We start from the raw sequence: 26,608 nt of genomic DNA on the forward strand, positions 1-26,608 counted from the left end.
GCGTGCCAACCTGTCGAGCAATCGTGCAACCGTTTGATTTGAAGGAATTTGCCGGGAAAAACGATTGCCAGCCTTAAACCATTAGCCGCACAGGTGTGCTACCAAACAGCTCAGCGGCTGCCTTTTATCAGTGCAGGGGGATGATTCGGTAACACCGCAGGCGGCAGCCCATCAAGCCGGCGCCCTGGGTGTATCGGAGGGTGACTCGCCAAACAGCGCCCGGTAATGGGTCGCAAAATGACTCAGATGGAAAAAACCCATCGCCATGGCAATTTCACTGACGTTCAGTGCCGCCGCATGGGTCGTGATCAAACGTCGGCGCACGGCATTGAGCCGCAGGTTGCGCAGGTGCTCCACTGGACGCATCCCGGTGACCGCCTGGAAACTGTTCTGCAGGGTCCTGCGGCTGACCCGCAATTGCTCGCACAAGTCGAGGATGCTCAAGGGCACATCGGCGCTGGACACCACCAGCTCCTGGCAACGTTTGACCAGGTAGGCACTGACGGCAAAATTGCCGCGTCGGCCACGCACCTCGTCCGAGGCGTGACTGAATAGATCGAGAAAGGCGTTGAGCAGGACGTCCTCGAGGATTTTTTCCGAGGCGGGACTGACGGCGTCTGCCTGCTCCAAAAGGTGACGAAACAGTGGGTGGATTTTTTGCTGCACGCGGCGCAATACCGCCTCATCCACGCTGACCTGGGACACGCTTTTCAAGCGTTTGAGCTGTTCGCTCGACAGTTCGTAGGCCGCCAGTTTGGCGAACCGTACCGTGTCGACATTGGCCGCGAAGAAGTGCGTGCTTTCCGGCGCGTGCAAGACGAAGTCTTCGCCATCGCGCAACAGCACGACGCTATGGGCGCCCACTTGGTGCCCCTGGACCACCGGCGCACCGCCCAGCGACATGGCAATGCACAAGCGCCCTTTTGGCGCGCAACCGCGCTGCACCACACGCTTATCCAGCACCTCCTGGAAAATCTGGAAACGCTCGGCGCACACCTGCCGCAGTTCACTGGAAAGGCAGCCACGCCCGAGTTGGTCATAGACCTGTTGCCAGCCTAGGATCGAACCGGCGTGTTGCTGAGGATCATTGAAGGTACGGACTTCGGCGAACATGATCATTGTTCCTCGGTGACGCGTGCTTGTTACCCGATGCTGCGTAGGAGCTGTCGAGTGCAACGAGGCTGCGATCTTTCCCCAGACACTTGAATCCCGAGCGAAAGAAAAAAGATCAAAAGATCGCAGCCTTCGGCAGTTCCTACCGGAAAACCAAAGCCAGTTCCGTGCCAAGCATGCGCAAACGATATTCGCCTGCCCTGACGTCCATCGGCGCCAACAACGCCCCGGACAGCACCACCTGCCCCGCTTCAACGCACTGCCCGTCAGCCAGCAAGCACCGGACCAGCCAACACAGGTTGGCCTGGGGCGTGTCCTCGCGCGCCAGGACGTTACCCTCACCGCAGGACACGCCGTCATGCGCCAGGCGATAGCTCACTTCGGACAGTCGATGCGGATCGAACACCACTCTCGCCCCGAGGCAATACAGCCCCGCAGCGGCATTGTCGGCAAGAAACGCCCCGACGCCGAAACGCCAGCCCTGCCAACGACAATCGGCGATTTCGAATGCCGGCGCGATCTCGGAGATGGCGGCGAGGATGTCCTCGTCGCTGTAGAAACCCGGCACCAGTGTGCGCCCCAGGACAAACGCCAGCTCGATTTCCAGCTTTGGCTGGATCAGCCGTGCCAGGGGCACCGTGCTGCCGGGTTCCACAACCATCGCATCGGTCAGTGCGCCCAACACCGGTTCATCAATACCGAAACGGTCCTGGGCGGCACGGCCGGCGAAAGCCACTTTCCACCCGGCCAACCGCTCACCAGCGGCCTCGCGCCGGCGCAATGCCTCGCGCTGCAAGGTGTAGCCCTCCTGCAGGGTGACGGCCTGTGGCTCCAACGAAGGCAAGGCATGTACAGCCTGCGCGGCCTCGTGAAGCCGGACCAGGAAATCATCTTCGCGGCTCATGAGAGTTGCTCCGCCAGTTTGCGCAAGACGCCTTCGAGCCGCTCGGGTGTGGTGATCGCGGCAACGAACCGATCCGGCCGCACCACCACGACGCAGTCACGCACCTTGGCAAACCATTCGCCCAGGCGGTTATCGACGTCCTCGACGCAAATGGCGCCGCTGGCGGACAAGGGTTGGTTACGCCCCGCGCCACTGCGCGAGCGATTGATCTGGATGAAGCGCGTTTCCCAGCGCGCCCACCAGACAGCGGTTTGCTCGCTGAGCTGTTCGCTCGGGTTGACCCGATACCCCAGCACCGCATAGGAATGCCCCAGCACCTCATCCAGGCGCCGGCGCTGCCCCTGGGCGTCCTCGACAGACGGCTGGATGAACAATTGCCCGACCAGATCATCCTCATGCAGCTCGGCGCGTTCGTGATACACCAAGCCTTTGGTGATGGTTGCCTTGGGTTTGAATTTGAATTCCAGCAAGTGCGAACGAAGGTTGTCGACGCTGTTGACGGCCTGGAACAACCAGTCCCGCACACCGGCCATCAACGGGTTAGTCAGCCCCAGCACGGCGCCCATGTTGTCGGCCAACGCAATGAGATCGGTCGCATGCCCACGGCGTTCCTGGTCGTAACTGGCAAGAATCGCCGGCGACGCCCGCCCTTGAAGAATCGCGGCGAGCTTCCAGGTGACGTTGGCGACATCACGCAGGCCCGAATTGAGGCCCTGCCCGGCCCAGGGCGGGGAAATATGCGCCGCATCCCCCACCAATGCCACACGGCCCTGGACAAAGCGCGCCGCGACCCGAGAGTTATGGGTGTAGGCGCGGATCCGGATGATTTCCAGTTGATCGACCGCATCGCCGATATGCCCACGGATCAAGTCCCGGATCGTGGCCTCTTCGCACATCCGGGCCTCGTCTTCGCCCTCCAGGAGCATGAACTCCCAGCGCCGCTGCTGATACGGCAGGTAGATGCAGACAAAGGGCCGCTGCGGGTCGGCATGCAGGGCCGTATACGGTGCATCCAGCGAGTCGTTGGCCGTGTCGATCACCACCCATTTGCGTGGATGGGTCAACCCCAGCAACTCGATGCCGAGTTTCTTGCGCACGCTGGAACGTCCGCCATCGGCGCCGATCACGTACTGCGCCTGCAATTGATAGAGCTCGCCCTGGGCATCGCGCACCTGCAAGGTCACGCCCCCGGCATCCTGCTCCAGATCGAGCATTTCATGGCCCTGGCGCAACTCGACACTGGCGTGCTTACCCAGTTGCTCGCGCAATGTCGTTTCCAGTAACTGTTGCATGAAGATGTTGCGCATCGGCCAGCCATAGTGGGCCGTGCTCGGCTTGACCTCGGCAAAACAGACGCCTCGCGCGTTGTAGTAACGCAGGGGCACGTTGCAGATCATGTCGCGCGCGGCCAGTTTGGCGATGCCGATGCCCTGCAACACACGCAGTGCCTCGTCATCCATGCCCACCGCGCGCGGATACGGCAGGACGCCGTCAGCCAACTCAAGGACGATGCAGTCGATGCCGTACAGCCCCATGTAATGACCGGCTGTGATCCCATTCGGGCCGCCGCCAACGATGACAACCTGGGTTTTCTCCTGCTTCATCGCTATTCACCGCTTTGTTGTTGTGGTTGTAGACACTGGTCATACAAATAGTCGATGACGACAAGGTTGAACATTTCGCTTTGGTCATCATGGACGTAATGGCTGGCGTCGGCGATTTCCTCGGTGCGCACCAACTCATTGGCCTGCTTGATCGACTCAAGGGTCGCCAAGGGCAGGAAGTCGGAGCGGCCGCCACGAATGAACAGCGTCGGGCAATCCAGCGCCCGTACCGCCGGCCACAGGTCGGTCGGGGTAATACTCAGGCGCGCCTGGGCAATACCTTGCTGGTCGTGACGCCATTCGATTCCAGCCAGCGTTTCCTTCATGGAATACATCAACCTGGAAGCCAGCCCCTCCTGAGAGAGGCCGGGTCGCGCTTGCAGCCAGAACTGGGCGGCACTCTCCCAGTCAGGAAACAACAACGGTGTCTGGCTCATCTCGCGCCGAATGCGCTCGGCGCCGTCACCGCTGACCGAAGAACCAGGGCCGATGTCCTCGATCACCAACGCTTGCAGGCGCCCCGGATTGAGCCGCGCATACTCCAGTGCATTGGTGCCACCGAGGGAATGCCCCACCAGGACGAAACGCTGCAGACCCAGATGCGCCACCAGATCTTCAAGGTCGTGGACATAGGCCTCGGTCCGGTAACTGGAAGCATCCGCCCAGTCACTGTAGCCACGACCGCGCTGGTCAAGGGCATAGCAGCAATACCGCTCGCCCAGCGCATTGGCCAGGCCATCCCAGGTCTGGGCATAGGAGCGCAGCCCGTGCAGCAACACCACTGCAATGCCCGACGGATTGCCCCAAGACAGATAATGCAGGCGCATCCCTGACCGATTGATGAGGAACTGGCTGTTTGCAGACATTCGTTGGCCTCCCACGATCAGCGCACCTCAATACAGGCCGTCATTGCCCTTGACGTCGGCAGCCTGAAGGCCACCCAGACGCGCATGCAAGCGCCCACGCGTGGCGAAGGCCCAGATGATGATCAATTCGTCGGCCGCGGGACCGTCACCGAACGACAGCGAAATGCTGTCGTAGTGCGAACGGACATACAGCGCATCCTTGTGGGCCAGCGGCACATCGATGGTCACCCCGGGCCCGCCACGCTTGCCGGTGGAAGGCACCCAGGACTTGCCGCCGCCCAACGCGACGCGGATCGGATCCGCCGCCGGGTTGGTCAACAATGCATTGCCATGCTCGTACTCGCCCTGGCTGCCCACCAGGCACGCCTTGCCGTAGCTGACGATTTCGCGCTGGCCCGCCAGTACCCGGATGCGCCGACCGAACTCCTGGCCCAGCAAGGGTGACGGCTCTATCAGCTCGGCCAGGCTTTCACTGAAACGGCCGGCATAAGGGTTGGCGATCACGGCACCAATGGCGTACTTGAACAGCGGTTCACCGTCGGCCAGCCGACCCGTTTCGTTGGCCAGGGTTTCCTCGACGAAGCTGTACCATTTGCGGATGTGGTAACTGGCGAAATTGGCGGTTTTCATAAGAGCAGTCTCTTTCAAAGTGGGTCGAGATCGAAATGCCGGCTGGGGGCTCCAGCGGCCTTGAAGCGGGCCTTGCCTCGCTCGTCGTCATGTTCGGATTCGAGGAAGAATTCCAGGCGATTGCCGTCGGGATCGTTGAAATACACACCGTTACCAATCTCGTGGTCGGTGATCTTCACCACCTCGACGCCCTTGTTCAGCAACATGCCGTAGAGCTTGCGCAGGGTGGTCATGTCGCCCGCAATCTCCAGCCCGTAGTGCTGCAGCCCCAGGCCGCCCTGGTGGGCACCGGGTGCTGCGCGGAGCAACGCGATGTCGTGGTGCTTGGCACCGAAGGCCATCATGATCCAGCTTTCACCCCGGGCACTTTCATGCATGCCCAGCACGTCGGCGTACCAACGCGCCGACACTTCAGGGTCGCTCACCGATAGCGACAGGTGAGTACGAACGACTTCGACTTTCATCGCGCGACACCTCAGTTCTTCTTGATGATGGATTGATGCCCGGACTTGATTTGCGCCACGGCGGGCGTCCAGAGCACATCAGCGATTTCACTGAATTCACGCCACTGCTTCTGCCAGCCGTCACCGCCGTTCTCGGAGGTGAACAGATGCCCGTACTTGGTGCCAGCGACAATCTGGCGAGGGTCGGCAGGATTCAAGGCAATCGCCCAGACACAGGAGTTGGGCTGTTGCGGCAGTGGCAGCACTTCCCAACTGAGGGCGGCATCCCGGGAGACCAGCACCTTGCTGGTCGTGCCAGGGGTGCCGTCGGAAATGCTCAGGTAGAGCGTATCCTCGCTGCCCAGCGCTGCATTCATGGCGCGCACGTAGTACAGGCCGAAGGTTTCCCGGGCGACGATGCCGGTCCAGGTCTGCCCCTCGTCGAGGCTGCGATACACGGCGTTGACGCACACCACCACGACGACCTTTTGCCCATGGTTGGGCAGGACCACGATGTTATGCACGTCCGAGTTGTAGTCCCACAGCAAGCGATCATCGACACGGGTCCAGCTATCGCCACCGTCACGGCTGTGGAACAACCCACCCTCCTCCAGGCCAAACCAGAGCTGGTTGCGATCCGTCGGGTCGTAGGCGAAGGCCAGCAAGCGCGGACGACTGACGCCGTCGCAGAACTCAGGGATCTCCACCGGGGCACGTTCCCAGTGCTGACCACCGTCGAGGGTGCGCCACAGCACCGCGCGCGACGGCGCACCGGTGCCGACGAAAATGCGCTGTGCGTCCTGCGGGTCCACGGCCACCTTCCAGACGGTCCGGCCGTTGAATGGCGAATCCAACCGCTGCCAATGGCCTCCGGTATCAAGGCTGATGCACAGGCCGACGTCGGTGCCGGCATAGATCACCTCCGGCGTACCCGGGTGGAAACTCAAGGATCGGGTGATCGCATCGAATTCCAGGTCCTGGCCCAGGCCCAGGCGATGCCAGGTCCGGCCATCGTCGGCGCTGCGGATCACCGCCTGCCCGACGGTGGCGACCAAAAGGGTTCCGTTACTCATCACTGCTGTTCCTCAAATGAAGATGCCACGGGTCAAACCGCCGTCGATACCAATGGATTCCCCGGTCACGGCACCGGCCTTGGGGGATGCGAGGAAACCGATCAGCCAACCCATTTCGATGGGCGCCAGGGTGCGCCGGATTGGCGTCGCATCGATGTAGCCCTGCTCCACCTGCTCGGGCGTCTTGCCCTGCTTGATCCCTTCGCGCTCGTAGAGCTCCTGGATGTGCGGGGTGTCCACGACGCCGGGGTGGATCAGATTGACCGTGATGCCGGATGGGCCCAATTGGTCGGAAAGTGTCTTGGTCATGTGGGCGATGGCCAGGTTGCGCATGCCCGAGAGCACCTTGCTGCCACGCCCGGTCAGGCCGCCAATGTTGATGATGCGACCGAAGCCAACGGCCTTCATGTGCGGAGTCACGGCCTTGGCGCAACGGAAATAGCCGATCACCTTGGTGTTGAGGTCCGAGAGCAGCTCATCGTCGCCGGCATGCTCGATGTCGTTGCGCACCACACCGGACGGTGCCGCGGCGCCGTTGACCAGGATGTCGATGCGGCCAAAGTGCTTATGCACGGCCTCGACCATGTCGGACACCGCCGACATCTGGTTGGTGTCACAGAACAGCGGCAGCACCTCGTTGCCGGTCTGCGCAGTGATTTCCTCGGCGGCCTGCTGGAGAAACTCCATGCGCCGCGCGCAAATCACTACCTTGCAACCTTCCTGGGACAGAAAACGCGCGACTTCCTTGCCGATGCCCATGCCACCGCCGGTGACGATTGCCACGCGGCCTTGTAATTCCAGATCCATAGCAGTTCCTCTTATGATTGTTCGGCTCAGGCGAGATCGACGAAAACACTTTTGGTTTCGGTGTAGGCATCGATCACGTTCTTACTCATTTCCCGGCCCCAGCCGGATTGCTTGTAGCCACCAAAGGGTGAAGCCGGGTCGACGACGTTCCAGCAGTTGATCCACACCGAGCCGGCCTTCAACTGGGCGGCCACGCGATGGGCAGAACGCAAGTCGCGGGTCCAGAGCCCTGCGGCCAGGCCATAGGGCGAGTCGTTGGCGCGCAGCACCAGGTCATCGATTTCGGTCCAGCTCATGACGGTCAACACCGGGCCGAAGATTTCTTCCCGGGCGACACAGGCGCGCTCGGCGCGGTCGAGAAATACGCTGGGCCGGATGAAGTGGCCGCGCTCCAGATGGGCCGGTCGGTCACCGCCGCAGATCAGCTCGGCGCCTTCTTCCTGGCCCCGTTGCAGGTAGCTACGCACCGTGCCCAGTTGCCGGGCCGAGACCAGCGGGCCCATGCTGCTGGTCGGGTCCAGGCCTGGCCCCAACACATAGGCGGCCGCGTGGCGCTGGAGTTGTTCAAGCACCTGATCAAGAACGCTGGCGTGCACGTAGAGACGCGATCCGGCGGTGCAGACCTGCCCCTGGTTGTAGAAAATGCCGTCGGCGGCACCTTTGGCGGCCCGGACGATATCGGCGTCCGGCAGGATGATGTTGGGGGACTTGCCACCCAGCTCCAGGGAGACCTTTTTCATGTTGCCGGTGGCCGCCTGGGCGATCAGCCGCCCCACCTGGGTCGAACCGGTGAAGGCGATCTTGTCCACGTCCGGGTGCTGGGCCAGTGGTGCGCCGGTATGCACCCCAAGACCGGTGAGCAGGTTGACCACACCAGCCGGGAAACCGGCGGCCTCAATCAACTGCACCAGGCGAATCGCAACCAGGGGCGTCTGCTCGGCGGGCTTGAGTACCGCGACGCAACCGGTCGCCAGCGCCGGGCCAAGCTTCCACACGCACATGGTCAGCGGGAAGTTCCACGGCACGATCAAGGCACAGACGCCCACCGGCTCGCGCAACGTGTAGTTGAGCATCGGTGCGCCACTGGAGGGCGACACTGGTAAGGTGCTGCCTTCGATCTTGGTCGGCCAGCCCGCGAAATAACGAATGATATTCGCCGCACTGGCCGCTTCCCCCCGAGCCGCAGCGATCGGCTTGCCGTTTTCCAGGGTAATCAGTTGCGCCAGCTCTTCGCGATGCTGGTCGAGCAGTTCCGCCAGGCGAAACAGCAACAACCCGCGCTGGGCAGGTGACTGCTGCGCCCAGGGCCCGGTGAAGGCCGCGCGGGCGGCAGCGACGGCGGCATCCACATCACGTTCGCCGCCTTCGGCGACTTCCGCCAGGGTGTGCTCAGTGGCCGGATTTTGCACGGCAAACCGGCGGCCGCTGGCAGCGTCCTGCCAGGTCCCTCCGATAAACAGGCGTCCGGGCTGCGACAGGAACTTCTCGACGGCAGGTAACAATTGAATCGGGTTCATATCCGCTCCTTCACAACGCCATTTCAATCAGGCAAGGACCGCCATCGGCCTTGGCGTTGGCCAGGGCGCGCTGCAACTCACCATTGGTGTGCACGGTGCTGGCCGGTAAGCCGTAGCCCTTGGCCAAGGCCTTCCAATCGATGCGCGGACGGTCCAGTACTGTCAGGCTCAGGGCCTCGGGACCCAGCTCGGTCATGCCGAAGCGGCGCAGCTCGTTCTGCAAAATCGCGTAGCGATGGTTGGCCGCGATCAGGATCACCACCGGCAGTTGCTCACGGGCGATGCTCCACAAGGTCTGGATGGTGTACTGGGCACTGCCGTCCGATTGCAGGCAGAACACGCGGTTGCCGCGCTCGGCCATGGCGGCGCCAAAGCCCACCGGGATGCCCTGGCCGATGGCCCCACCAGTGTTGGTCAAGACCCGATGCCGTGCGGCATGGGCCGAAGCGGTGAAGAATGGATAGCCGCACGTCCCGCCTTCCACCGAAACGATGCAGTCGTCCGGCAGCGATGCAGCCAGCACCTGCCCCACGGACTGCGGGGTCAACGTGGCTTCGCCTGGCGGCAGTTCGATACCGATTGGCGTTGGCACATAAGCCGGCGCCTCGAGCGCATCGGCAAGCGCAGTGAGCGCGCCGGCAACGTCGTCCCCCACCTCAGCCAGACACAGCAGGCGTTCACGCTCTGCCAGTCGGGAGGCAATGCCTTCGTAGCCGAAGTAGCTGATGGGCTCAGGGACGCCGGCGCACACCACCGCGTCGTATTGGTCAAGAATTTCGATGGCCACTTCGGGGAAGTACGGCAGGCGATCCAGGTCAGGCAAACCACCGCCGCGATAGCTCAGACGTGGAAAGGTTTCGGCGAACAGGCGCACACCTGGCAGTTGTGCCAGGCGCCCCGCCGTTTCGAGTCCGGCGACGGACAAGCCTTGGTCGCCAACGATAAAAACCAGGCGACGGCCATCACGCAGGGCCTGGGCGACCGCCTCGATCCGGTCACCGGCAAAACGGCGAACCGGGGCCTGCAATGCCGTGAAGGCTTTCTCGTGCTGCACCGTGTTGGCTTGCAGGTCCATCGGCAGAATCAGACTGGCGATCTGCCCGTTGGCTTGCCAGGCGGCACGCACTGCCTCTTGGAAATCTTCACCGATGCCCGACGCCGTGCGCGAGGTGCGCACCCACCCGGAAACGCTGCCGGCCAGTACCTGGATATCACTGGCCAGCGGCGGATCGTAGTTGACGTGCCAGGACGCGTGATCGCCGATGACGTTAACAATCGGAGTGTTGGCACGACGCGCGTTGTGCAGGTTGGCAATGCCATTGGCAAAGCCTGGTCCCAGGTGAGTCAGAGTCATCGCCGGCTTGCCAGCAATCCGGCCATAGCCGTCGGCCGCACCGGTGCACACCCCTTCGAACAAGGACAACACCGGCTTGAGGGCTGGCGCACTGGCCATGGCTGCCACCAGGGGAATTTCAGTCGTTCCGGGATTGGCGAAGCAGTATTCGATACCGCTCGCCACCGCCGCCTTCACTATCAGTTGCGCACCATTCATTTCCAGCCCTCTTGATCGAGCGTTTGCAGTGGCTGAGATTTATCACACACAAAAATCCTCTACTCAAGTGTTTTTTACACACAAAAGCTCTTATTTTGAGATTTATGCAAAATTATAAAGAGAATATAGCCATCTTCGTGTTTGTTTTTCTCAGGCACTGACGTATCGTGGCAACGCCTCGTTCGCCGAGCGAGCGGGCTTTTCATCATCGGCGCACCTACCTATAGTGCTCACCCAACGACCACCTATGCGCCATTCCCCCCTTTAGGAGCGAAATGAGCAGTCTGAGCAAAATGCTGAGTGTGCTGGACCTGTTCGGCCCGGAAACGCTGAAGATCGACCCCGACACCGTCGCCGAGCGCATGGGCTTGTCACGGGCGACTGTGTACCGCTACGTCAAGGATTTGTGTGATGCAGGCCTGCTGGTCCGGGTGGATGCCGGCAGCTACGGACTGGGGCCCCGCATCATCGAGCTTGACTGGATGATGCGCCAATACGACCCGATCCTCGTGGCGGGTCGCGAGTTGATGCACCATCTGTCCGAAGCCACTGGCCTGGCGGTGTTCGCCAGCGTTTTCTATGACGGCCATATCATCAACACCTACATCGCCGAACCCAATGACACCTACCAGTTCGCATTCGGGCGCGGCCAGCCGCTGCCGTTTTTTCGCGGTGCGCAATCCAAGGTGCTGATCGCCTTCCAAAAGGGACGGCGCCTGCAACGCCTGTTCGAAGAACACTTGGCCAACGATCCTGACAATACCTACGACTGGGCAAGCTTCTCCAAAGCGGCGAAAAAGATCCGCAAGGACGGCTATTGCCTGACCCACGATGAACTCAACCAGGGGCTCACCGGTATTGCCGCGCCGATCATCAACCCTGAGCTCGACGAGGTGGTGGGCAGCCTTTCAGCCGTCGGCAGCACCGACAGCTTCAAACTGCTGCGCCAGGAAACCGTGATTGAAATGGTGATGGACACCACCCGGCGGATTGCCGAGCGGATGCGCTGAACCTGTGAGAGGCACTGTAGGAGCTGCCGAGCGAAGCGGCGGCACTCCCTCGCAACAAGGTTTACTGCCTCAGAACGGCACGGCCACCGTCACCTGGCTATATACGTTGCTGCCATTGCCCGTCACCGTTGTTGCATCCCGATCCGGCTTGTAGAGGCCTCAGCGGGGTGATGATCAAATGCTCGTTGCGCGGCAACCCCCAAAGCACGCTCAAATCGTGCCCACAATCAAGATGAAAGTCGCCGCCCTGCCGTTGGCGCTCGCGGTGACCTTCACCAAACCACGTTTGTTGCCGGCGATCAGCTTCGGTGACACGGCGTCACCATTACTGTTGGTCATCACCGTCGGTGCCTGATCGGCTCCGACGAATCGGCTCCCGGTCCCACCATCATCGGTGATCGTGTAGGTGACCCAGGCATCCTCTACCGGATCCCGGTCCTGATTCCATGTCCGTACCGTGAGCGGATCGGAAAATTCGGTATCCTCTGGCGCAATCTGTCCCTGTCCATCTATCACAGTCAGTTGCTCCACATCATCCGTCGGATCCCCCTCCTGCGACACCACCCTCAAGTGGAACGTGGCCGTCCTCCCGTTTGAGGTGGCGGTCACCTGCAACGTGCCCACCCTGGAACCGGCGACCAGCGGCGGCGACGTCGCATCACCCTGGGCGTTCGTCTGCACGATTGGCGTCTGGTCGCCCCCCTCGAACCGTGTCCCTGTCCCACCCTCATCAGTGACCGCAAAGGCCACATCCGCCCCCCTAACAGGGGCGTCCAACGGGTCTTTCGCCCGCGCGGTCAATGGATTCGGGAACTGGCTGTCCATCGGGGCGGCCTGAAGATTCCCCGTCTGAGCCTGTAGCGACTGAACCTCGCCTGGGTCCAGCGACATCACGATCAGGGTGAGATGGGTTCCTCCGCGGATTTGTCCTGTGTCGGGCAGTAGCCGCACCCGGCCATCGGCGATTTGGCCGTCTGGGGCGGTGTCATCCACACGGAGCGTCACCGACTGTGCCTGGGTCCAGTTTGCTGGACTTGGCAGGGTACATGACGCGGCGTTGCCGTCCGCGGCAATCCACTTGGTGGTTCCGCTCTGGCAGGACACGTCGACGACCGCGGTGTGTGCGGGGGCCTGGTAATACAGCTGCTCACCGGACGCCCCTCCCACCGCGGATTCTCCATCCACTTGCGTCACGCGTACCGGCACCTGCACTGCGACGGCTCCCGGCTTGGCCACCGGCACGATCGGCTGTTCCACCAGGATGCTGCCCTCTGGCAACCTGCCATCGAAATACCGTGCAATGTCCGGCCAGATTTCAGCCATCTGCGTGCCAGCGTTGGCTACGGCGCTACCACCGCTGTGCAGAGCGATTGCTGTATCGGTTGATGCGTCGATCACTGGCGACCCGGAACTGCCGGGCTCGGTATCGCAATTATACTTCGCCCAAGCGTAACGGCCGTTGTCACCCACATCGATCACCCGGCAAGGAAGGCCATCGTCGTGATTGCGCGAGATTCGCTTCGGTAAAGCCCTGGGATGCCCAGCGAGGTAGACGCTGGCACCGATCTGCGGGACCTGGGTGTTCAGGCCCAAATAACCGAAGGAAATCAGTGCACCGCTGTTGACGATATCCTCGTCGAGGGCAAGCAGCGCAAAATCCTTATCCCGATCATAGGCCACGATCCGCTCGACGGGCACCTGAACCACATCCTCCGTACTGCTCGAAGGGCAGGATGTTTCTTCATAATTGAAGCTCACCACCATTCGGGTCGGGTCGCCCGCGTCCTGATCAACGACATGCCAGTTGGTAAGCACAAGGCTTCCAGGCCCCACCCGCCACACAGTCCCATAGCCTGTAGAGGTACGGATCCTGCCCACCGCACGTGAGCGCTGGTACTTTGCCGGATCCGACACTTGTACGCACCGAGCCTTCTCAAGCTGACTCTCGCCGATGATTTCACCCGGAGTAACCGGTGTGGGAGGCATTGGCTGCATGCCAGCGACCGCCAGCCCAGCGCCCGATATCATCCCAACAGCGGCCAGCATCAACCCACACATAGCCCACCGCATGGCCAGCGGCGCAGACATTTTTTTTGGCAGGGTCAGCATGGCAGGTATTCCGGTCGCACAGGGGATGATGGAGCGATTTATGAGGTGGAACGAGTTCGCTGCCTACTGTCAGAGTTGACAGGTTTGAGCAAGTTGCAGACGGATGGTCGGGGCTGGCTGGACATTACCCGGTGGCGAGGGCGAAAGCTTGCTCGCCACAGGTTTAACGCCCCCCGCCCGCTTCAGAACGGCACGGCCACCGTCACCTGGCTATACACGTTGGTGCCATTGCCCATTACTTGATTGCCCCCCGTCGTTGCATCCCGGTCCGGCTTGTAGAGGCCTATCAGCGGGGTAATGATCAAATGCTCGTTGACGGCCCACTCGGCATACACATCCAGCTCGCGGGCATCCAGGTTCAGGGTGTTGTCTTTACGCACGGTGCTGTAATCGAAGTACAACGCACCGAGGGTCAGGTTCTCCAACGGCGTGGCTTTCAGGCCGACATGATGAATGCCCGTGTTGCTGTTGAAAGGCCCGGCATAATTGCCCGCGACCTCGCCCTGGAACCAAGTGCCATAACCCGTGCTCTGCCCGGTGAACAGCGAGTCCCACTTCTGGGAGTAACGGGTGTAGCGGTAGGTCAGCTTCGGGGTCCAGGCGAGATCGGCAAAGGTGTAGCCGGCCTCGGCGTACCAGGCGTTCTGCGGGCCGGCGTCCTTGTCCTGCCAGGCGTATTCGAATGCCAGGCTGGCGTTCTCGATGCCCGCGTCACCTTCACCACGAATGCTGTAGACGTCCATGCCCTTGCGTTGCTTCTGGAAATCGCTGGCCCACTGCTTGTTCACGTCGATGCCATGTATCCAGGTCATCCCCAACGTGCCCGCTTTGGTGCTGTAGTCCAGCGTGCCGGCGGCCAGTTCGGTTTCGGCCTGGGCGCGGTTATCGGACTTGAGCCACACCACACTGCCATGCAGCCCGTCCTGCCCACCCAGACGTAAAACGGCGGTTTGATCGAACGCGTGCCGGGCAGCCAGGTAATAGGCGCCACCGCGATTCAAGCGACCATCGGCAGGCCCTTTGCCCAGGTTCAGCCCATCATCGTTGATCAAGAATCCCCTGCCCAGCTTGACCACCTGGCGGCCGCCGGAGACATCGACACCGTCCTGCCCCAACACGAGAAACAGATCGGCGGAACGCCAACCCAGGTAAGCGTCTTCAATTTTCGTCGTGCGCTCGCTGCCCAGCGTATTGCCGGCCGCGTCGCCGTCACCCCAGGTGGCGGAGCTGACCAGGCTGAACGCCCCATAGGCGGTGCCATGGCCAGTCAGGCCCTGGTCGCCGCTGACGCCATACTTGATGAAACCTTCGCGCCAGGTTGAACCACCTGGCCTGCCGTCGTAGTTCTTGCGACTGTTGAAATGACCGAACACGGCCAGCATGTCGGCGTTGAGGTGAGTGTCGTCATCGGCATACAACTCATAGGCCTGAACCTGACTCGCAGCGCAGAGCGCCAGCGTACAGGCAAGGCCACTGCCGAAAAATCCCATACACGATAGATTTCGCATGGCTGGAGCTCCTTTTTGTGGTGCGCCCTTATAGGCTGTTTTTATATTCAGGAGCCGGCACCACAAGCGGCACCGGCTGGCCGGGCTAACGGCAGTCGGCGAGCGCGCTGTCCAGCGCACCGACCATCATGGCGGCCTCGTCAGAAGTGAGGGTCAGTGGCGGCGACATCACGATTTTGTTGCCTATCGGGCGCATCAATACACCGGCCCGGCGTGCCTGCTCAGCGATGCGCGAGGCCAGGCCCGTTGCAGGGTCAAGCGGCTCGCGCGTGGCCTTGTCCGCCACCAGGTCCACGGCGATCATCAAGCCCTTGCCGCGCACTTCGCCCACCACCGCATAACGTTCGGTCAGCGGTTGCAGTTGCTCCAGCAACTGGGCACCGACTTTCCCGGCGTTGCCCGGCAAATCCTCGGCCTCGACGAGGTCCAGCACCGCCAGGGCCGCCGCACAAGCAGTCGGGTGCCCACTGTAGGTGTAGCCGTGCATGATCACGCTGCTGAAACCCGGGCCGTTCTCGATGGCATCGACGATGCGCTGGTTGAAGACCGTGGCGCCCATGGGGATGTAGCCAGCAGTGATGCCCTTGGCCAGGCACAGTACGTCGGGCGCGACACCCCAGCCACGGCTGCCGAGCATGCAGCCGGTGCGGCCGAAACCGGTCACCACTTCATCGGCAATCAACAGGATGCCGTGGCGGTCGCAGACTTCCCGCAGCCGCTTCCAGTAATACGCGGGTGGCACGATCACCCCGCCGGCGCCTTGCACCGGTTCGGCGATCAGCGCGGCAATGGTCTGCGGGCCGAGCAGCGCGATCTGGTCTTCCAACTGACGAATGCAGTGAGCGGTCAGTTCTTCTGGATCGCGGCAGTCCCAAGGGTTGCGGTACAGCCACGGCGTGTCGAGCAGATGACAGCCTGCCAACAGCGGCCCGTGGTTGTAGTGATACACGCCGTTGCCGCCCACCGAGGTCCCCCCCACGTGCACACCATGGTAGCCATTGCGCAATGACAGAAAGCGCGTGCGCCCTGGCTCGCCGACGGCGATCCAGTATTGGCGGGCCATTTTCAGCGCCGTCTCGACCGCATCGGAACCGCCGGAACTGAACAACACCCGGGTCATTTTTTCCTGGGCGAACATCGATGTCAGTCGCTCGGCCAGGTCGAAAACCCGTGGATGGGCAATACCGTCGAAGGTCTGGTAATAAGCCAGTTCGTCCAGCTGCGCTGCGATGGCCGCCTTCACTGAAGCCCGGTTATGGCCCACGTTCACGTTCCACAAGCCGCCGACACCATCGAGCATGCGATGGCCCTCGATATCGGTGATGTAGTTACCGTCGCCACGGGCGATGATCAACGTCTTGGAGCGGTTGGCTGGCGCCGAAGAACTCATCGGGTGCCAGAACTTCTTCTGTGCTGTCTTGTATTGCTCGTACATGATTGCAGTCCTCATTCTGTTTCACGCTTGCGTACGTACAGCAGTTGCTGGCCGGTGAACTCCAGCAACCCTTCAAGGCCGAACTCGACGCCGAACCCGGACATCTTGCTGCCGCCAAACGGCGTATTCGGCTGGATCTGCGCATGGCAGTTGACCCAGGCCATGCCACATTCCAGGCGACTGGCCAGGGCCTGTGCCTGCTCGCTGTCGCGCCCCCAGACCGATCCACCCAGGCCCATGTCGCCAGCATTGGCGCGACGCAGGACATCCTCGACATCCTGGTAGGCAATCAGCGGCAACACCGGCCCGAACTGCTCCTCATCCACCAGGCGCTGCCCATCGGTCACATCGGCGACCAGCGTCGGCGGATAGAAAAAGCCCGGACGATCCAGACGAGCACCGCCACACAACACGCGCGCTCCCTGGGCACGGGCATCCGCCACCAGTTCCTCCACCAGCGCCAGCTGTTCGAGGTTCTGCACCGGGCCAAACGTGACCCCGGGCGCCAGGCCGTCACCCACCACCTGACGCCGGGCGATCAGGGTCAGGGTCTCGGCAAAGGCCTCGTACTGGGACTGGTGGATGTACAAGCGCTTGAGGGCGGCGCAGGTCTGCCCCATGTTCAGGAATGCGGCCTGGAAAATATCTTCGGCGACCGCCTCGATCGAGGTGCCTGGCAGCACAATGGCGGCATCGTTGCCGCCCAGCTCCAGGGTCAGGCGCTTGAGGTTGCTGGCGGCGCCGCGCATCACGCTTTGGCCGGTAGCGGTGGAGCCGGTGAAGACAATCTTCTGGATACCGGCGTGGGAGGTGATCGCACTGCCGAACCCTTGCTCACCGGTCACGCTATTGATCACGCCCCGAGGCACGTGGCGAGCGATGACTTCCACCAGGCGCAGGGTGCTCAAGGGGGTCAGGCTCGATGGTTTGCTGATCACGCAGTTACCGGCCCGCAACGCCGGCATGATGTGCCAGACAGCAATCATGAACGGCCAGTTCCAAGGCGTGATCGACGCGACCACGCCCAACGGCTTGCGGTGCAGTTCAATACGCTGGGTCGGGGTTTCTTCCACCAACTCCACGGGAATCTGCTGCTCGGCGGCATAGCGCGTCCAGGCCACCGCGCCCATCACTTCGGAGAACGCCAATTCCAGTGGCTTGCCCTGTTCCAGGACAATGAGCCGGGCCAATGCCTCGGCTTCCTGCTCGAGATCGGCAGCGATGCTCAGCAGGCGCTGGCGGCGATCTTCATGGGTGCTGTGTCGCCATTCGACAAAGGCCGACTGCGCCGCTTCGACGGCCAGGTCCAGCTGGGCCAGGGAACCGGCCGCGCATCGAGCGAACACCGTACCGGTCGCCGGATTGAGCACATCAAATTGCCCGTTTTCGCCGTCGACCCGAGCCCCATTGATGAGCATTTGATAATCGTGCATAGAACCTTCCTTTCACGCGCTGACGAACCGTCCCGAACGACAGCGGACTTTTTTCTGGGTGGATTGAGGTTGTGCGTGATGCCTTAGAGCTTGTGGCTTCCCAGCGCCATGAACCGCTCGGGCGAGGTCTTGCGCAATCGAACAGCGAGGAACACGCCCACGATCAGCGCGACGGGAATCACCGCGCAGAGGCCATAGGACAAGAGCTGGCTGGCGCCCGTCAGCACGTCGAAATGAATCACCGCAAGGGCCAGGACCGCCAGCAATGCCAGGCACGAAAAGCCCGGAAGAATCCGACCGCGCCAGAACCCCACCTTCAGCTCCGGGTGAGCGCGAAAATAGACAAGCACCGCCGCTGAGGTCAGCGCCATGAGCAGGATCACGCACAGCGTGGCCAGGTTGGAAAACCAGGCGAACAGCTGAAGGATCGGATCGGCGTCCAGCGCGGCGAAGATCAGCACCACCACTGCGGCGATCAGGCTTTGCAGGACCGAGCCCATGTGCGGACTCTGGTGCACGCGATGGGTAGTGCCCAGCCGACTGTGGAGCAAACCGTCACGGCCGATGGCATAGAAGTAACGGGCCGCGGCATTGTGGAACGCCAGCAACCCGGCATAGATGCTGACCATGAACAGCACACGGATGATCTGGGTCAGGTGGGGGCCGACAAAATGATCGGACATGCCGTAGATGAACGTCGTCGGATCCTGGAGCGCCTGCAGGGTCGGCACGATCTTGTCGGCCCCGACGCCGATCACCATCGCCCAGACCGACAGGGCATAGAAACCACCGATCAACAGCACCGAGCTGTAGGTGGCGATGGGAATCGTGCGGTGCGGATTCCTCGCCTCCTCGCCGTAGATGGTGGTGGCCTCGAAGCCGATGAACGCCGCGAAGCAGAACAGCAAGCCGATGGACGGCGTGCCGCTGAACACATGGCTGCGCTCGAACGACGCGAAATTGATGCCGCTGTCGCCGCCGGTTTTAAGGATGGCGAAATCCAGTGTCAGGATCGCCAGATATTCGGCAATGACCACCACCGACAGTACTCTGGCCGACAGGTCGATCTTGCGATAGCCAAGAATCGCAATGCTCGCCATCGCCAGGAGCGAATACGCCCACCACGGCAAGTCCAGGCCAAAGACGCTGGCCATCGTGCCGCTGATTACCCCGCCGAACATGCCGTACAGGCCGACCTGGAGAATGTTGTAGGCAAACATCGCCAACACCCCTGCCGCACCGCCGGCCAGGCCACCCAGGCCGCGGGAGGTGAAGGCATAGAAACCACCAGCGTTGGTCATGTGGCGGGACATGGCCGTGTAGCCCGCCGAAAATGCCAGTAACACCAGCAAGGCCAGGATCAGCAACGCCGGTGTGCCAGCTCCGTTGCCCAGCATGATGCCAATGGGAAAGCCGCCGGCGATGACGCTCAAGGGGCTCGCCGCCGAAATCACAAAGAAGATGATGAAACCGACACCCAAGGCGCCGCGCTTCAACTCCGTCGAGCTGCTGATCGGGAAAGATACGCTCATTGTTCTTGACCTTATTGTATGAGGCAGTTGTTGCTGGATCGCAGACGCCCAGCTTCGCCGACTTCCAAATGCTTATTGTTCTGCTTGCACGCTGGATTCGATGCTAGGCCCTTGCCAAAACCCTTCGCTATCCCAAAACGGCAGCATCCCAAGCTGCGCCCCAAAACAGGTCAGCCCCATCAAAGCCAAGGACATTCCTGTGGCGAGGGGATTTATCCCCGCTGGGGCGCGAAGCGGCCCTAAATGCAGCCAACCCGGCGTATCAGACAGATTGAGTTGACTGCTTAGGGTGCCGCTGCGCAGCCCAGCGGGGATAAATCCCCTCGCCACAGGGACGTCGTCGCCCTAAGCGAACCGCATTGGCCCAATGTCGGCGCACAACGGCTGCCGATTCGGGATAACGCGAAGGCGCTTGCTGCCGCAAGATAAGCTCGCCCACCGCTTAGACAGTGCTGGGCCCAAAACAATAAAAGCCCCTAAGCGCAGGAAAATCTCAGCATGTTCTTCGCTCGTCTCTCTATCCAATGGCGGATCACGCTCCTGAGTGGGCTGTGCCTGCTGGCCGTCGTCGGGGCATTGACCGGCGCCTCTCTGTATCAGAACCAGCAAGGCGCAACACTGCTCAAGCAGCAAAGCAGTCAACTGCTGGGGCGCTCAGCCCTGGAAGGTTTGCAGGCACAGGGCCTGGCCCATGGTCAGCGGGTGGAACGCTTTTTCAGCGAAACGGCGATCTATGGGGAAGGTTTCGCCCAACAGGTTCTGCAACTGCGCGCCCAGGCGTGGAACGGGCGACTGACGCCCGGGCAACTGCGCCGGGACCTGATCGCCGCGACCCGCCAAGCCCTTCAGAACCGGGAAAAAGTCCTCGGTTTCTACGTGGTGCTGCTTCCCGACGCGCTGGTCGGTGAAGATGCCGGTTTCACGGGCCAACGTGATCTGGCCAGCAATGAAAAAGGTCGCTTTGCCCTGTACTGGTCGCAAAGCCAACCCGGTCATTTGGTGCAAGAGGTGCTCAGCGAAGCCCAGATCAGCGCCAACACGGCGCCGCCGGGCAGCGAGCCGGCCAACGCCTGGTACGTCTGCCCGCAGATACTGGGGCGCACCTGCGTGACAGAGCCCTACGCGATCGAGGTCGAAGGCCAGAAGACGTTGATGAGCAGCCTCTCCATACCGTTACTGGACCAGGGCAAAGTCATCGGCGTGGTGGGCATGGACATCAGCCTCGATACCCTTCAGCAACTTGCCGCCAGCCTTGCCAACGACCTGTATCCCGGTCACAGCGAGATCAACATTCTTTCTCCGTCAGGGCAAGTGGCCGGCCATAGCGGCACGGTTGACGGCATCTCCATCGACGTTCGGCAAGCCGTGCAAACCGTTCCCGCCAATACCCCCTGGCAATTGCAGATACGCGTGCCTGAGTCGCTTGTGCAAGCGCCGGCCCTGCAAATGCAGGCCCAGTTGGACGACAAGCGTCGCCAGGCCAATTGGCTCAACCTCAGCCTGGGCTTGCTCGCCAGTTGCCTGGGCTTATTGCTTGTCTGGCTGACGGCCTACGGCGTCACACGACCCTTGCTAAGGGTGGCGCGCATGCTCGACGCCATTGTCGAGGGCGACGGTGACCTCACCCAGCGCCTGCCCAACGACCGCCAGGATGAATTGGGCCAACTGGCGAAGGGCTTCAACCGCTTCCTCGATAAATTGCAGCCCATCATCCGCGATATCCAGCAAGCGTCCCTGGACACCCGCGACACCGCCGATACATCGGCGCAGGTGGCCCGGGAAGTCAGCGCCGGCATGCACACGCAGTACCGGGAAGTCGAGCTGGCCGCGACCGCCCTGGATGAAATGAGCACCAACGCCCAGGAAGTGGCCCGTCACTCCCACCAGGCAGCCGATGCCGCCACCGCCGCCGAAAACGCCAGCCGATCAGGACGTGAATTGTTCGCCTACGCGGTCACCAGCATCGACAGCCTGGACCGGCGCCTGGAGACGACGCTTGAGCAAGTGCAGGCCCTGGCCGGCAACAGTCAACACATCGGCCAGGTGCTGGACGTGATCTGCGCCATTGCCCAACAGACCAACCTACTGGCCTTGAATGCCGCCATCGAAGCCGCCAGGGCGGGTGAACAGGGACGCGGCTTCGCCGTCGTGGCTGACGAAGTTCGCCATTTGGCCAGCAACACCCAGAACTCGGTCGAGCAGATACGCACGGTGATCGAGGCGTTACAACAGTTGAGCCAGGAGGTCGTGCACAGCACCCAATTGAGCCGCGAGCAAGCCAGGGACAGCGTCGTTCAAGTCGAAAAGACCCAGACGGCGATGCAACACATCAGCGACGCCGTGGAAGTGATCGAGCACATGAACCGGCAGATCGCCAGCGCGGCCCTGGAGCAAAGCGCTGTGGTGGAAGACATCAGCCATCGCGTCAGTGACATTCGAGGGATCAGCGAGACCTTGACCGATCACATGCAGGGCGCGTCCCAGGCCAGCCGCTCACTGTACGACATGGCGAACCATCAGCAGCAGTTGGTGGGTCACTTTCGGACTTAAGGGGCATTACACAATTTCACAGAGCGCCTACAAAGCTTCACCCCTGTCATTGGCTTCGATACCTACCATGGGCGGCTCAATATTGGGGAAGCACCATGTCCAAGATTTCTTTCGTCACACGGGGCCTGTTGGTCGGGGCACTGCTGCTCAGTGGCTGTGATAGCGCCTCGACTCCAGAAGCATCCGCCCCGCTGGCAAGCGTGCGTGTCGAAACCGTTCAGGCCCGGCCACTGTCGATCAGCAACGAGCTCAGTGGCCGGATCGCCGCACCGCGGGTGGCCGAAGTCCGGGCGCGGGTGGCCGGTGTGGTCTTGCAGCAGGTGTTTCGTGAAGGCCGCGACGTCAAACAGGGTGAGGTGCTGTTTCGCATCGATCCGGCACCGTTCAAGGCCGACCTGGACAGTGCCGAGGCGGCGTTGCGCAAGGCCGAGGCCAATGCGTTCCAGGCCCGCTTGCAGGCACAACGTTACGCCCAGTTGATCGATGACAAGGCGATCAGTGGCCAGGATTACGACAACGCCCGGGCCAGCGTGCGCCAGACCGCAGCCGACGTCGCTGCCAGCAAGGCCGCGGTGGAACGAGCGAAGCTGAACCTGGGGTACGCCACGGTGACCGCGCCGATTTCCGGACGCATCGGTCGCGCCTTGGTGACGGAAGGTGCCTTGGTCGGGCAGAACGAAAGCACGCCGCTGGCTTTGATCCAGCAACTGGACCCGATTCACGCCGACCTCGTGCAATCGACCCGTGAACTCAACGACCTGCGCCGCGCCTTTCGCGCAGGGCTTTTGCAAGCGGTCGGCCAGGGCCAGGCCAAGGCCACATTGATTCAGGACGATGGCAGCCCCTATCCGCTGCCCGGCAAATTGCTGTTCACCGACCTCAGCGTCGACCCGAGTACCGGCCAGATCACCCTGCGCAGCGAATTCCCCAACCCCGACCTGGACCTGCTGCCCGGCAGCTTCGTTCGCGTGCGCCTGGAACAGGCGGTCAACAGCCAGGGCATTACCGTGCCGCAACGGGCCATCCTGCGCGACAGTGCCGGGATCGCCCAGGTGTTGCTGCTGGACGCCGAGCAGAAAGTCAGCCAGCAACCGGTGCAACTGGGCGCCGCGCAAAACGATCGCTGGGTCGTCACGCACGGTTTGAAACCTGGCGAGCGCATCGTCATCGAAGGCCTGCAACACGCCCGCCCCGGTGACCAGGTCCAGATCGATGACACCCCACTTCCCCTCGCCCAGGTTCCCGGGCCACAGGCAGGACATTAAGCCATGCCGCAATTCTTCATCGACCGTCCGGTATTCGCTTGGGTCGTCGCGCTGTTCATTCTGTTGGCCGGTATCTTGGCCATTCCACAACTGCCGATAGCGCAGTACCCGGTGGTGGCCCCGCCCCAAATCGAGGTTTCCACCGTCTATCCAGGTGCTTCGGCGCAAACCGTGGACGAAAGCGTGGTCAGCCTGATCGAGGAGGAGCTCAACGGCACCGACAACCTGCTGTATTTCGAGTCCCAGAGCAGCCTGGGCAGCGCCACCATCACCGCGACCTTCCAACCCGGCACGAACCCGGAACTGGCTCAGGTCGACGTGCAGAACCGCCTCAAGGCCGTGGAGTCGCGCCTGCCGCAAGCGGTGACGCAGCAAGGCTTGCAAGTGGAGAAAGTTTCCGCCGGCTTCCTGTTGCTGATCACCCTCACCTCCAGCGACGGCAAGCTCGACGACGTGGCCCTCAGTGACTACCTGGCGCGCAACGTGATGAACGAGATCAAGCGCCTGGACGGTGTCGGCAAGGCCCAGTTGTACGGGGCCGAGCGAGCCATGCGAATCTGGATCGACCCGCAGAAACTCGTCGGTTTCAACCTGACCCCGGCCGACGTCAATGCCGCCATCGTGGCGCAGAACGCCCAGGTGTCGGCCGGCAGCCTGGGCGATTTGCCGAGCCGCAGCACCCAGGAAATTACCGCGACCATCGTCGTCAAAGGCCAGCTCAACACGCCGCAGGAGTTCGCCGACATTGTGCTCAAGGCCAACCCCGATGGCTCGACGGTGCGCATTGCCGACGTGGCACGGGTGGAAATCGGCAGCCAGGAGTATCAGTTTTCCACGCGCCTGAACGGCAAGCCATCCACCGCAGTGGGCGTGCAACTGTCACCGGGCGCCAATGCCTTGAACACCGCGACCCTGGTGCGGAACAAGATGGACGAGCTGTCGCGCTACTTCCCGGCCGGTGTGGAATACAAGATTCCCTACGACACCTCGCCGTTCGTCAAGGTCTCGATCACCAAGGTGATCTACACCCTCGGCGAGGCGATGTTGCTGGTGTTCGCAGTGATGTTCCTGTTCCTGCAGAACATCCGCTACACCTTGATCCCGACATTGGTGGTGCCGGTGGCGCTGATGGGCACCTTCGCCACGATGCTCGCGCTGGGGTTCTCGATCAACGTGCTGACCATGTTCGGCATGGTGCTGGCCATCGGCATCCTGGTGGACGATGCCATCGTGGTGGTGGAGAACGTCGAGCGGATCATGGCCCAGGAAGGGTTGTCGCCCAAAGAGGCCACGCGCAAGGCCATGGGGCAGATCACCGGGGCAATCATCGGCATCACCCTGGTGCTGGTGGCGGTGTTCATTCCGATGGCGTTCATGCAGGGCTCGGTGGGGGTGATTTACCAGCAGTTCTCGCTGTCGATGGCGACCTCAATCCTGTTCTCGGCGTTTCTCGCCCTGACCTTGACCCCGGCGCTTTGTGCGACCTTGCTGAAACCTGTCGCCAAAGGTGATCACCACGCCAAGACCGGTTTCTTCGGCATGTTCAACCGTGGCTTCGACCGATTCGGCGAGCGCTATCAAGGTTGGGTGGCCTATGCGCTGAAACGCAGCGGTCGCTATCTGCTGATCTACGGCGTGTTGCTGGTGGGCATGGGCCTGCTGTTCAGTCGCCTGCCCTCCTCGTTCCTGCCGGTGGAAGACCAGGGCTACACCATCACCGACATCCAGCTGCCACCGGGTGCCAGCAAAAACCGGACGGTGCAAGTGGTGGAGCAGATCGAAGCCCACAACGCCGGCGAACCGGGGGTCGGCGACAGCACGATCATTCTCGGTTTCAGCTTTTCCGGCAGCGGGCAGAACGCGGCCCTGGCCTTCACCACCCTCAAGGACTGGTCGCAACGCGGCGCCGATGATTCGGCGGCGTCCATCGCCGACCGCGCCAACCTGGCGCTGAGCCAGATCAAGGACGCCATGGCGTTCTCGGTGCTACCGCCGCCGGTGGACGGCCTGGGCACTTCCAGCGGTTTCGAGTTCCGTTTGCAAGACCGTGGTGGACTCGGCCATGCCACCTTGATGCAGGCCCGCAGCGAATTGCTCGCCGCCGCCGACAAAAGCCCAATGCTGATGAATGTCCGTGAAAGCGCCCTGGCGGAGGCGCCGCAGGTGCAATTGGAGGTCGACCGCAAGCAGGCCAATGCCCTGGGCATTTCCTTTGCCGACGTCGGCAGTGTGTTGTCCACGGCGGTGGGCTCGACCTACATCAACGACTTCCCCAACCAGGGGCGCATGCAACGGGTGGTGGTCCAGGCCGAAGGCGACCAGCGCAGCCAGGTCGAAGACTTGCTGAAGATTCATGTGCGCAACAACAGCGGGAAGATGGTCCCGTTGTCGGCATTCGTCCAGGCCCGTTGGACCCAGGGGCCGGCGCAATTGAGCCGCTACAACGGTTATCCGGCGGTGAGCATTTCCGGTGAACCGGCACCGGGCTACAGCACCGGACAAGCCATGGCCGAAATCGAACGGCTGGTGGCCCTGGGGCCAACGGGCCTGGGCCAGGAATGGACCGGGTTGTCCTTGCAGGAACGCTTGTCCGGCAGCCAGGCACCCATTCTGTTGGGCCTGTCGCTGCTGGTGGTGTTCCTGTGCCTGGCGGCGCTGTACGAGAGCTGGTCGATCCCGACCTCGGTGCTACTGGTGGTGCCGCTGGGTGTGCTCGGCGCCGTATTGGCCGTGTCGTTGCGCGGCATGCCTAACGATGTGTTCTTCAAGATCGGGCTGATCACCATCATCGGGCTGTCGGCGAAAAACGCGATCCTGATCATCGAGTTCGCCAAGAGCCTGTACGACGAAGGCCACGACCTGATCGACGCAACGCTTGAGGCTGCACGCCTGCGCTTGCGGCCGATCATCATGACCTCGCTGGCGTTCATCCTTGGCGTCGTACCGCTGGCGATTGCCACCGGGGCCAGCTCGGCGAGCCAGCAGGCCATCGGTACCGGAGTGATCGGCGGGATGATCACTGCCACGCTGGCGGTGGTGTTCGTCCCGGTGTTTTTCGTGGTGGTGATGGCGCGCGTCAGGCGTGGCAAACCCGATTGAGGGTCAGTGCTACTTGCGCTTGAAGGCTTCCCGGCGGGCAGTGCGCTCGTCGCGCAAGCGCTCGCCTGATCGATGCCTGCAAGTCCTTGCGTTGAACCGGAACGCCGTAGTTCGGACACACGCTGGCCACGCCCTGGCGCAAACCGCCATCAGCGTTC

At 62.2% G+C, this 26,608-nt stretch carries 19 protein-coding genes and 1 pseudogene; 5 read left to right on the plus strand and 15 right to left on the minus strand.

The features are described 5' to 3' along the window. Positions 1 to 171 precede the first annotated feature (171 nt). The 10 genes from KI237_RS17395 to KI237_RS17440 all read right to left on the minus strand — a co-directional run bounded on the left by KI237_RS17395 (position 172) and on the right by KI237_RS17440 (position 10,509). Positions 172 to 1,113, minus strand: a complete 942-nt coding sequence (locus KI237_RS17395; RefSeq protein ID WP_212796315.1) for a helix-turn-helix domain-containing protein — start codon at positions 1,111 to 1,113, stop codon at positions 172 to 174. Between the two features lie 142 nt (positions 1,114 to 1,255). Further along, positions 1,256 to 2,017, minus strand: coding sequence for a 2-keto-4-pentenoate hydratase (locus tag KI237_RS17400; RefSeq protein ID WP_212796316.1), 762 nt, complete (start codon positions 2,015 to 2,017; stop codon positions 1,256 to 1,258). Continuing rightward, the gene (locus KI237_RS17405; protein ID WP_212796317.1) at positions 2,014 to 3,621 is read right to left on the minus strand and encodes a bifunctional 3-(3-hydroxy-phenyl)propionate/3-hydroxycinnamic acid hydroxylase; all 1,608 of its coding nucleotides are present in this window, start codon (positions 3,619 to 3,621) and stop codon (positions 2,014 to 2,016) included. Before KI237_RS17405 ends, KI237_RS17400 begins: the two co-directional genes overlap by 4 nt. A 2-nt stretch (positions 3,622 to 3,623) precedes the next feature. After that, positions 3,624 to 4,487 carry an alpha/beta fold hydrolase gene (locus KI237_RS17410; protein ID WP_212796318.1) on the minus strand — a complete coding sequence of 288 codons (864 nt, stop codon included), beginning with the start codon at positions 4,485 to 4,487 and terminating at the stop codon, positions 3,624 to 3,626. Positions 4,488 to 4,514: 27 nt separating this feature from the next. Continuing rightward, entirely contained in the window at positions 4,515 to 5,117 is a 603-nt protein-coding gene (locus KI237_RS17415; protein WP_212796319.1) for an amino acid synthesis family protein, read from the minus strand. A gap of 14 nt (positions 5,118 to 5,131) precedes the next feature. Beyond that, positions 5,132 to 5,581, minus strand: a complete 450-nt coding sequence (locus KI237_RS17420; RefSeq protein ID WP_058546791.1) for a VOC family protein — start codon at positions 5,579 to 5,581, stop codon at positions 5,132 to 5,134. An 11-nt stretch (positions 5,582 to 5,592) separates the two neighbouring features. Further along, complete coding sequence (locus KI237_RS17425; RefSeq protein WP_212796320.1) at positions 5,593 to 6,633, minus strand: YCF48-related protein; 1,041 nt, start codon at positions 6,631 to 6,633, stop codon at positions 5,593 to 5,595. A 12-nt stretch (positions 6,634 to 6,645) separates the two neighbouring features. Then, positions 6,646 to 7,440, minus strand: a complete 795-nt coding sequence (locus tag KI237_RS17430; protein WP_212796321.1) for an SDR family NAD(P)-dependent oxidoreductase — start codon at positions 7,438 to 7,440, stop codon at positions 6,646 to 6,648. A 26-nt stretch (positions 7,441 to 7,466) separates the two neighbouring features. Further along, positions 7,467 to 8,957, minus strand: coding sequence for an aldehyde dehydrogenase family protein (locus tag KI237_RS17435; protein WP_212796322.1), 1,491 nt, complete (start codon positions 8,955 to 8,957; stop codon positions 7,467 to 7,469). A gap of 10 nt (positions 8,958 to 8,967) precedes the next feature. Continuing rightward, complete coding sequence (locus KI237_RS17440) at positions 8,968 to 10,509, minus strand: acetolactate synthase large subunit (RefSeq protein ID WP_212796323.1); 1,542 nt, start codon at positions 10,507 to 10,509, stop codon at positions 8,968 to 8,970. A gap of 275 nt (positions 10,510 to 10,784) precedes the next feature. Here KI237_RS17440 and KI237_RS17445 point away from each other — a divergent pair, with 275 nt between their 5' ends. After that, complete coding sequence (locus tag KI237_RS17445; RefSeq protein WP_212796324.1) at positions 10,785 to 11,519, plus strand: IclR family transcriptional regulator; 735 nt, start codon at positions 10,785 to 10,787, stop codon at positions 11,517 to 11,519. 210 nt (positions 11,520 to 11,729) lie between these two features. Here the strand turns inward: KI237_RS17445 and KI237_RS17450 are convergent, their stop codons facing one another. The 5 genes from KI237_RS17450 to KI237_RS17470 form a co-directional block, all read right to left on the minus strand. Further along, positions 11,730 to 13,628 (minus strand): trypsin-like peptidase domain-containing protein, encoded by a 1,899-nt coding sequence (locus KI237_RS17450; RefSeq protein WP_212796325.1) that lies wholly within the window; start codon positions 13,626 to 13,628, stop codon positions 11,730 to 11,732. Positions 13,629 to 13,810: 182 nt separating this feature from the next. Then, on the minus strand, positions 13,811 to 15,136 hold the full coding sequence (locus KI237_RS17455) for an alginate export family protein (protein WP_212796326.1): 1,326 nt from the start codon (positions 15,134 to 15,136) through the stop codon (positions 13,811 to 13,813). Positions 15,137 to 15,221: 85 nt separating this feature from the next. Further along, the gene (locus tag KI237_RS17460; RefSeq protein ID WP_212796327.1) at positions 15,222 to 16,571 is read right to left on the minus strand and encodes an aminotransferase class III-fold pyridoxal phosphate-dependent enzyme; all 1,350 of its coding nucleotides are present in this window, start codon (positions 16,569 to 16,571) and stop codon (positions 15,222 to 15,224) included. An 11-nt stretch (positions 16,572 to 16,582) separates the two neighbouring features. Beyond that, the gene (locus KI237_RS17465; protein ID WP_212796328.1) at positions 16,583 to 18,004 is read right to left on the minus strand and encodes an aldehyde dehydrogenase family protein; all 1,422 of its coding nucleotides are present in this window, start codon (positions 18,002 to 18,004) and stop codon (positions 16,583 to 16,585) included. A gap of 83 nt (positions 18,005 to 18,087) precedes the next feature. After that, the gene (locus KI237_RS17470) at positions 18,088 to 19,536 is read right to left on the minus strand and encodes an APC family permease (RefSeq protein ID WP_212796329.1); all 1,449 of its coding nucleotides are present in this window, start codon (positions 19,534 to 19,536) and stop codon (positions 18,088 to 18,090) included. 498 nt (positions 19,537 to 20,034) lie between these two features. On the opposite strand from KI237_RS17470, the pseudogene KI237_RS31055 reads away from it, so the two are divergent. The 4 genes and pseudogenes from KI237_RS31055 to KI237_RS17485 form a co-directional block, all read left to right on the plus strand. Continuing rightward, a pseudogene (locus KI237_RS31055) lies at positions 20,035 to 21,228 on the plus strand (PDC sensor domain-containing protein); the annotation flags it as partial. A gap of 102 nt (positions 21,229 to 21,330) precedes the next feature. Continuing rightward, positions 21,331 to 22,086 carry a methyl-accepting chemotaxis protein gene (locus KI237_RS31060; protein ID WP_502937127.1) on the plus strand — a complete coding sequence of 252 codons (756 nt, stop codon included), beginning with the start codon at positions 21,331 to 21,333 and terminating at the stop codon, positions 22,084 to 22,086. A 95-nt stretch (positions 22,087 to 22,181) separates the two neighbouring features. Further along, positions 22,182 to 23,351, plus strand: coding sequence for an efflux RND transporter periplasmic adaptor subunit (locus KI237_RS17480; RefSeq protein ID WP_212796331.1), 1,170 nt, complete (start codon positions 22,182 to 22,184; stop codon positions 23,349 to 23,351). 3 nt (positions 23,352 to 23,354) lie between these two features. Beyond that, entirely contained in the window at positions 23,355 to 26,450 is a 3,096-nt protein-coding gene (locus tag KI237_RS17485; protein ID WP_212796332.1) for a multidrug efflux RND transporter permease subunit, read from the plus strand. Positions 26,451 to 26,608: the final 158 nt, after the last annotated feature.

It is taken from the genome of Pseudomonas sp. St316 (genome assembly GCF_018325905.1).
GTDB lineage: Bacteria > Pseudomonadota > Gammaproteobacteria > Pseudomonadales > Pseudomonadaceae > Aquipseudomonas.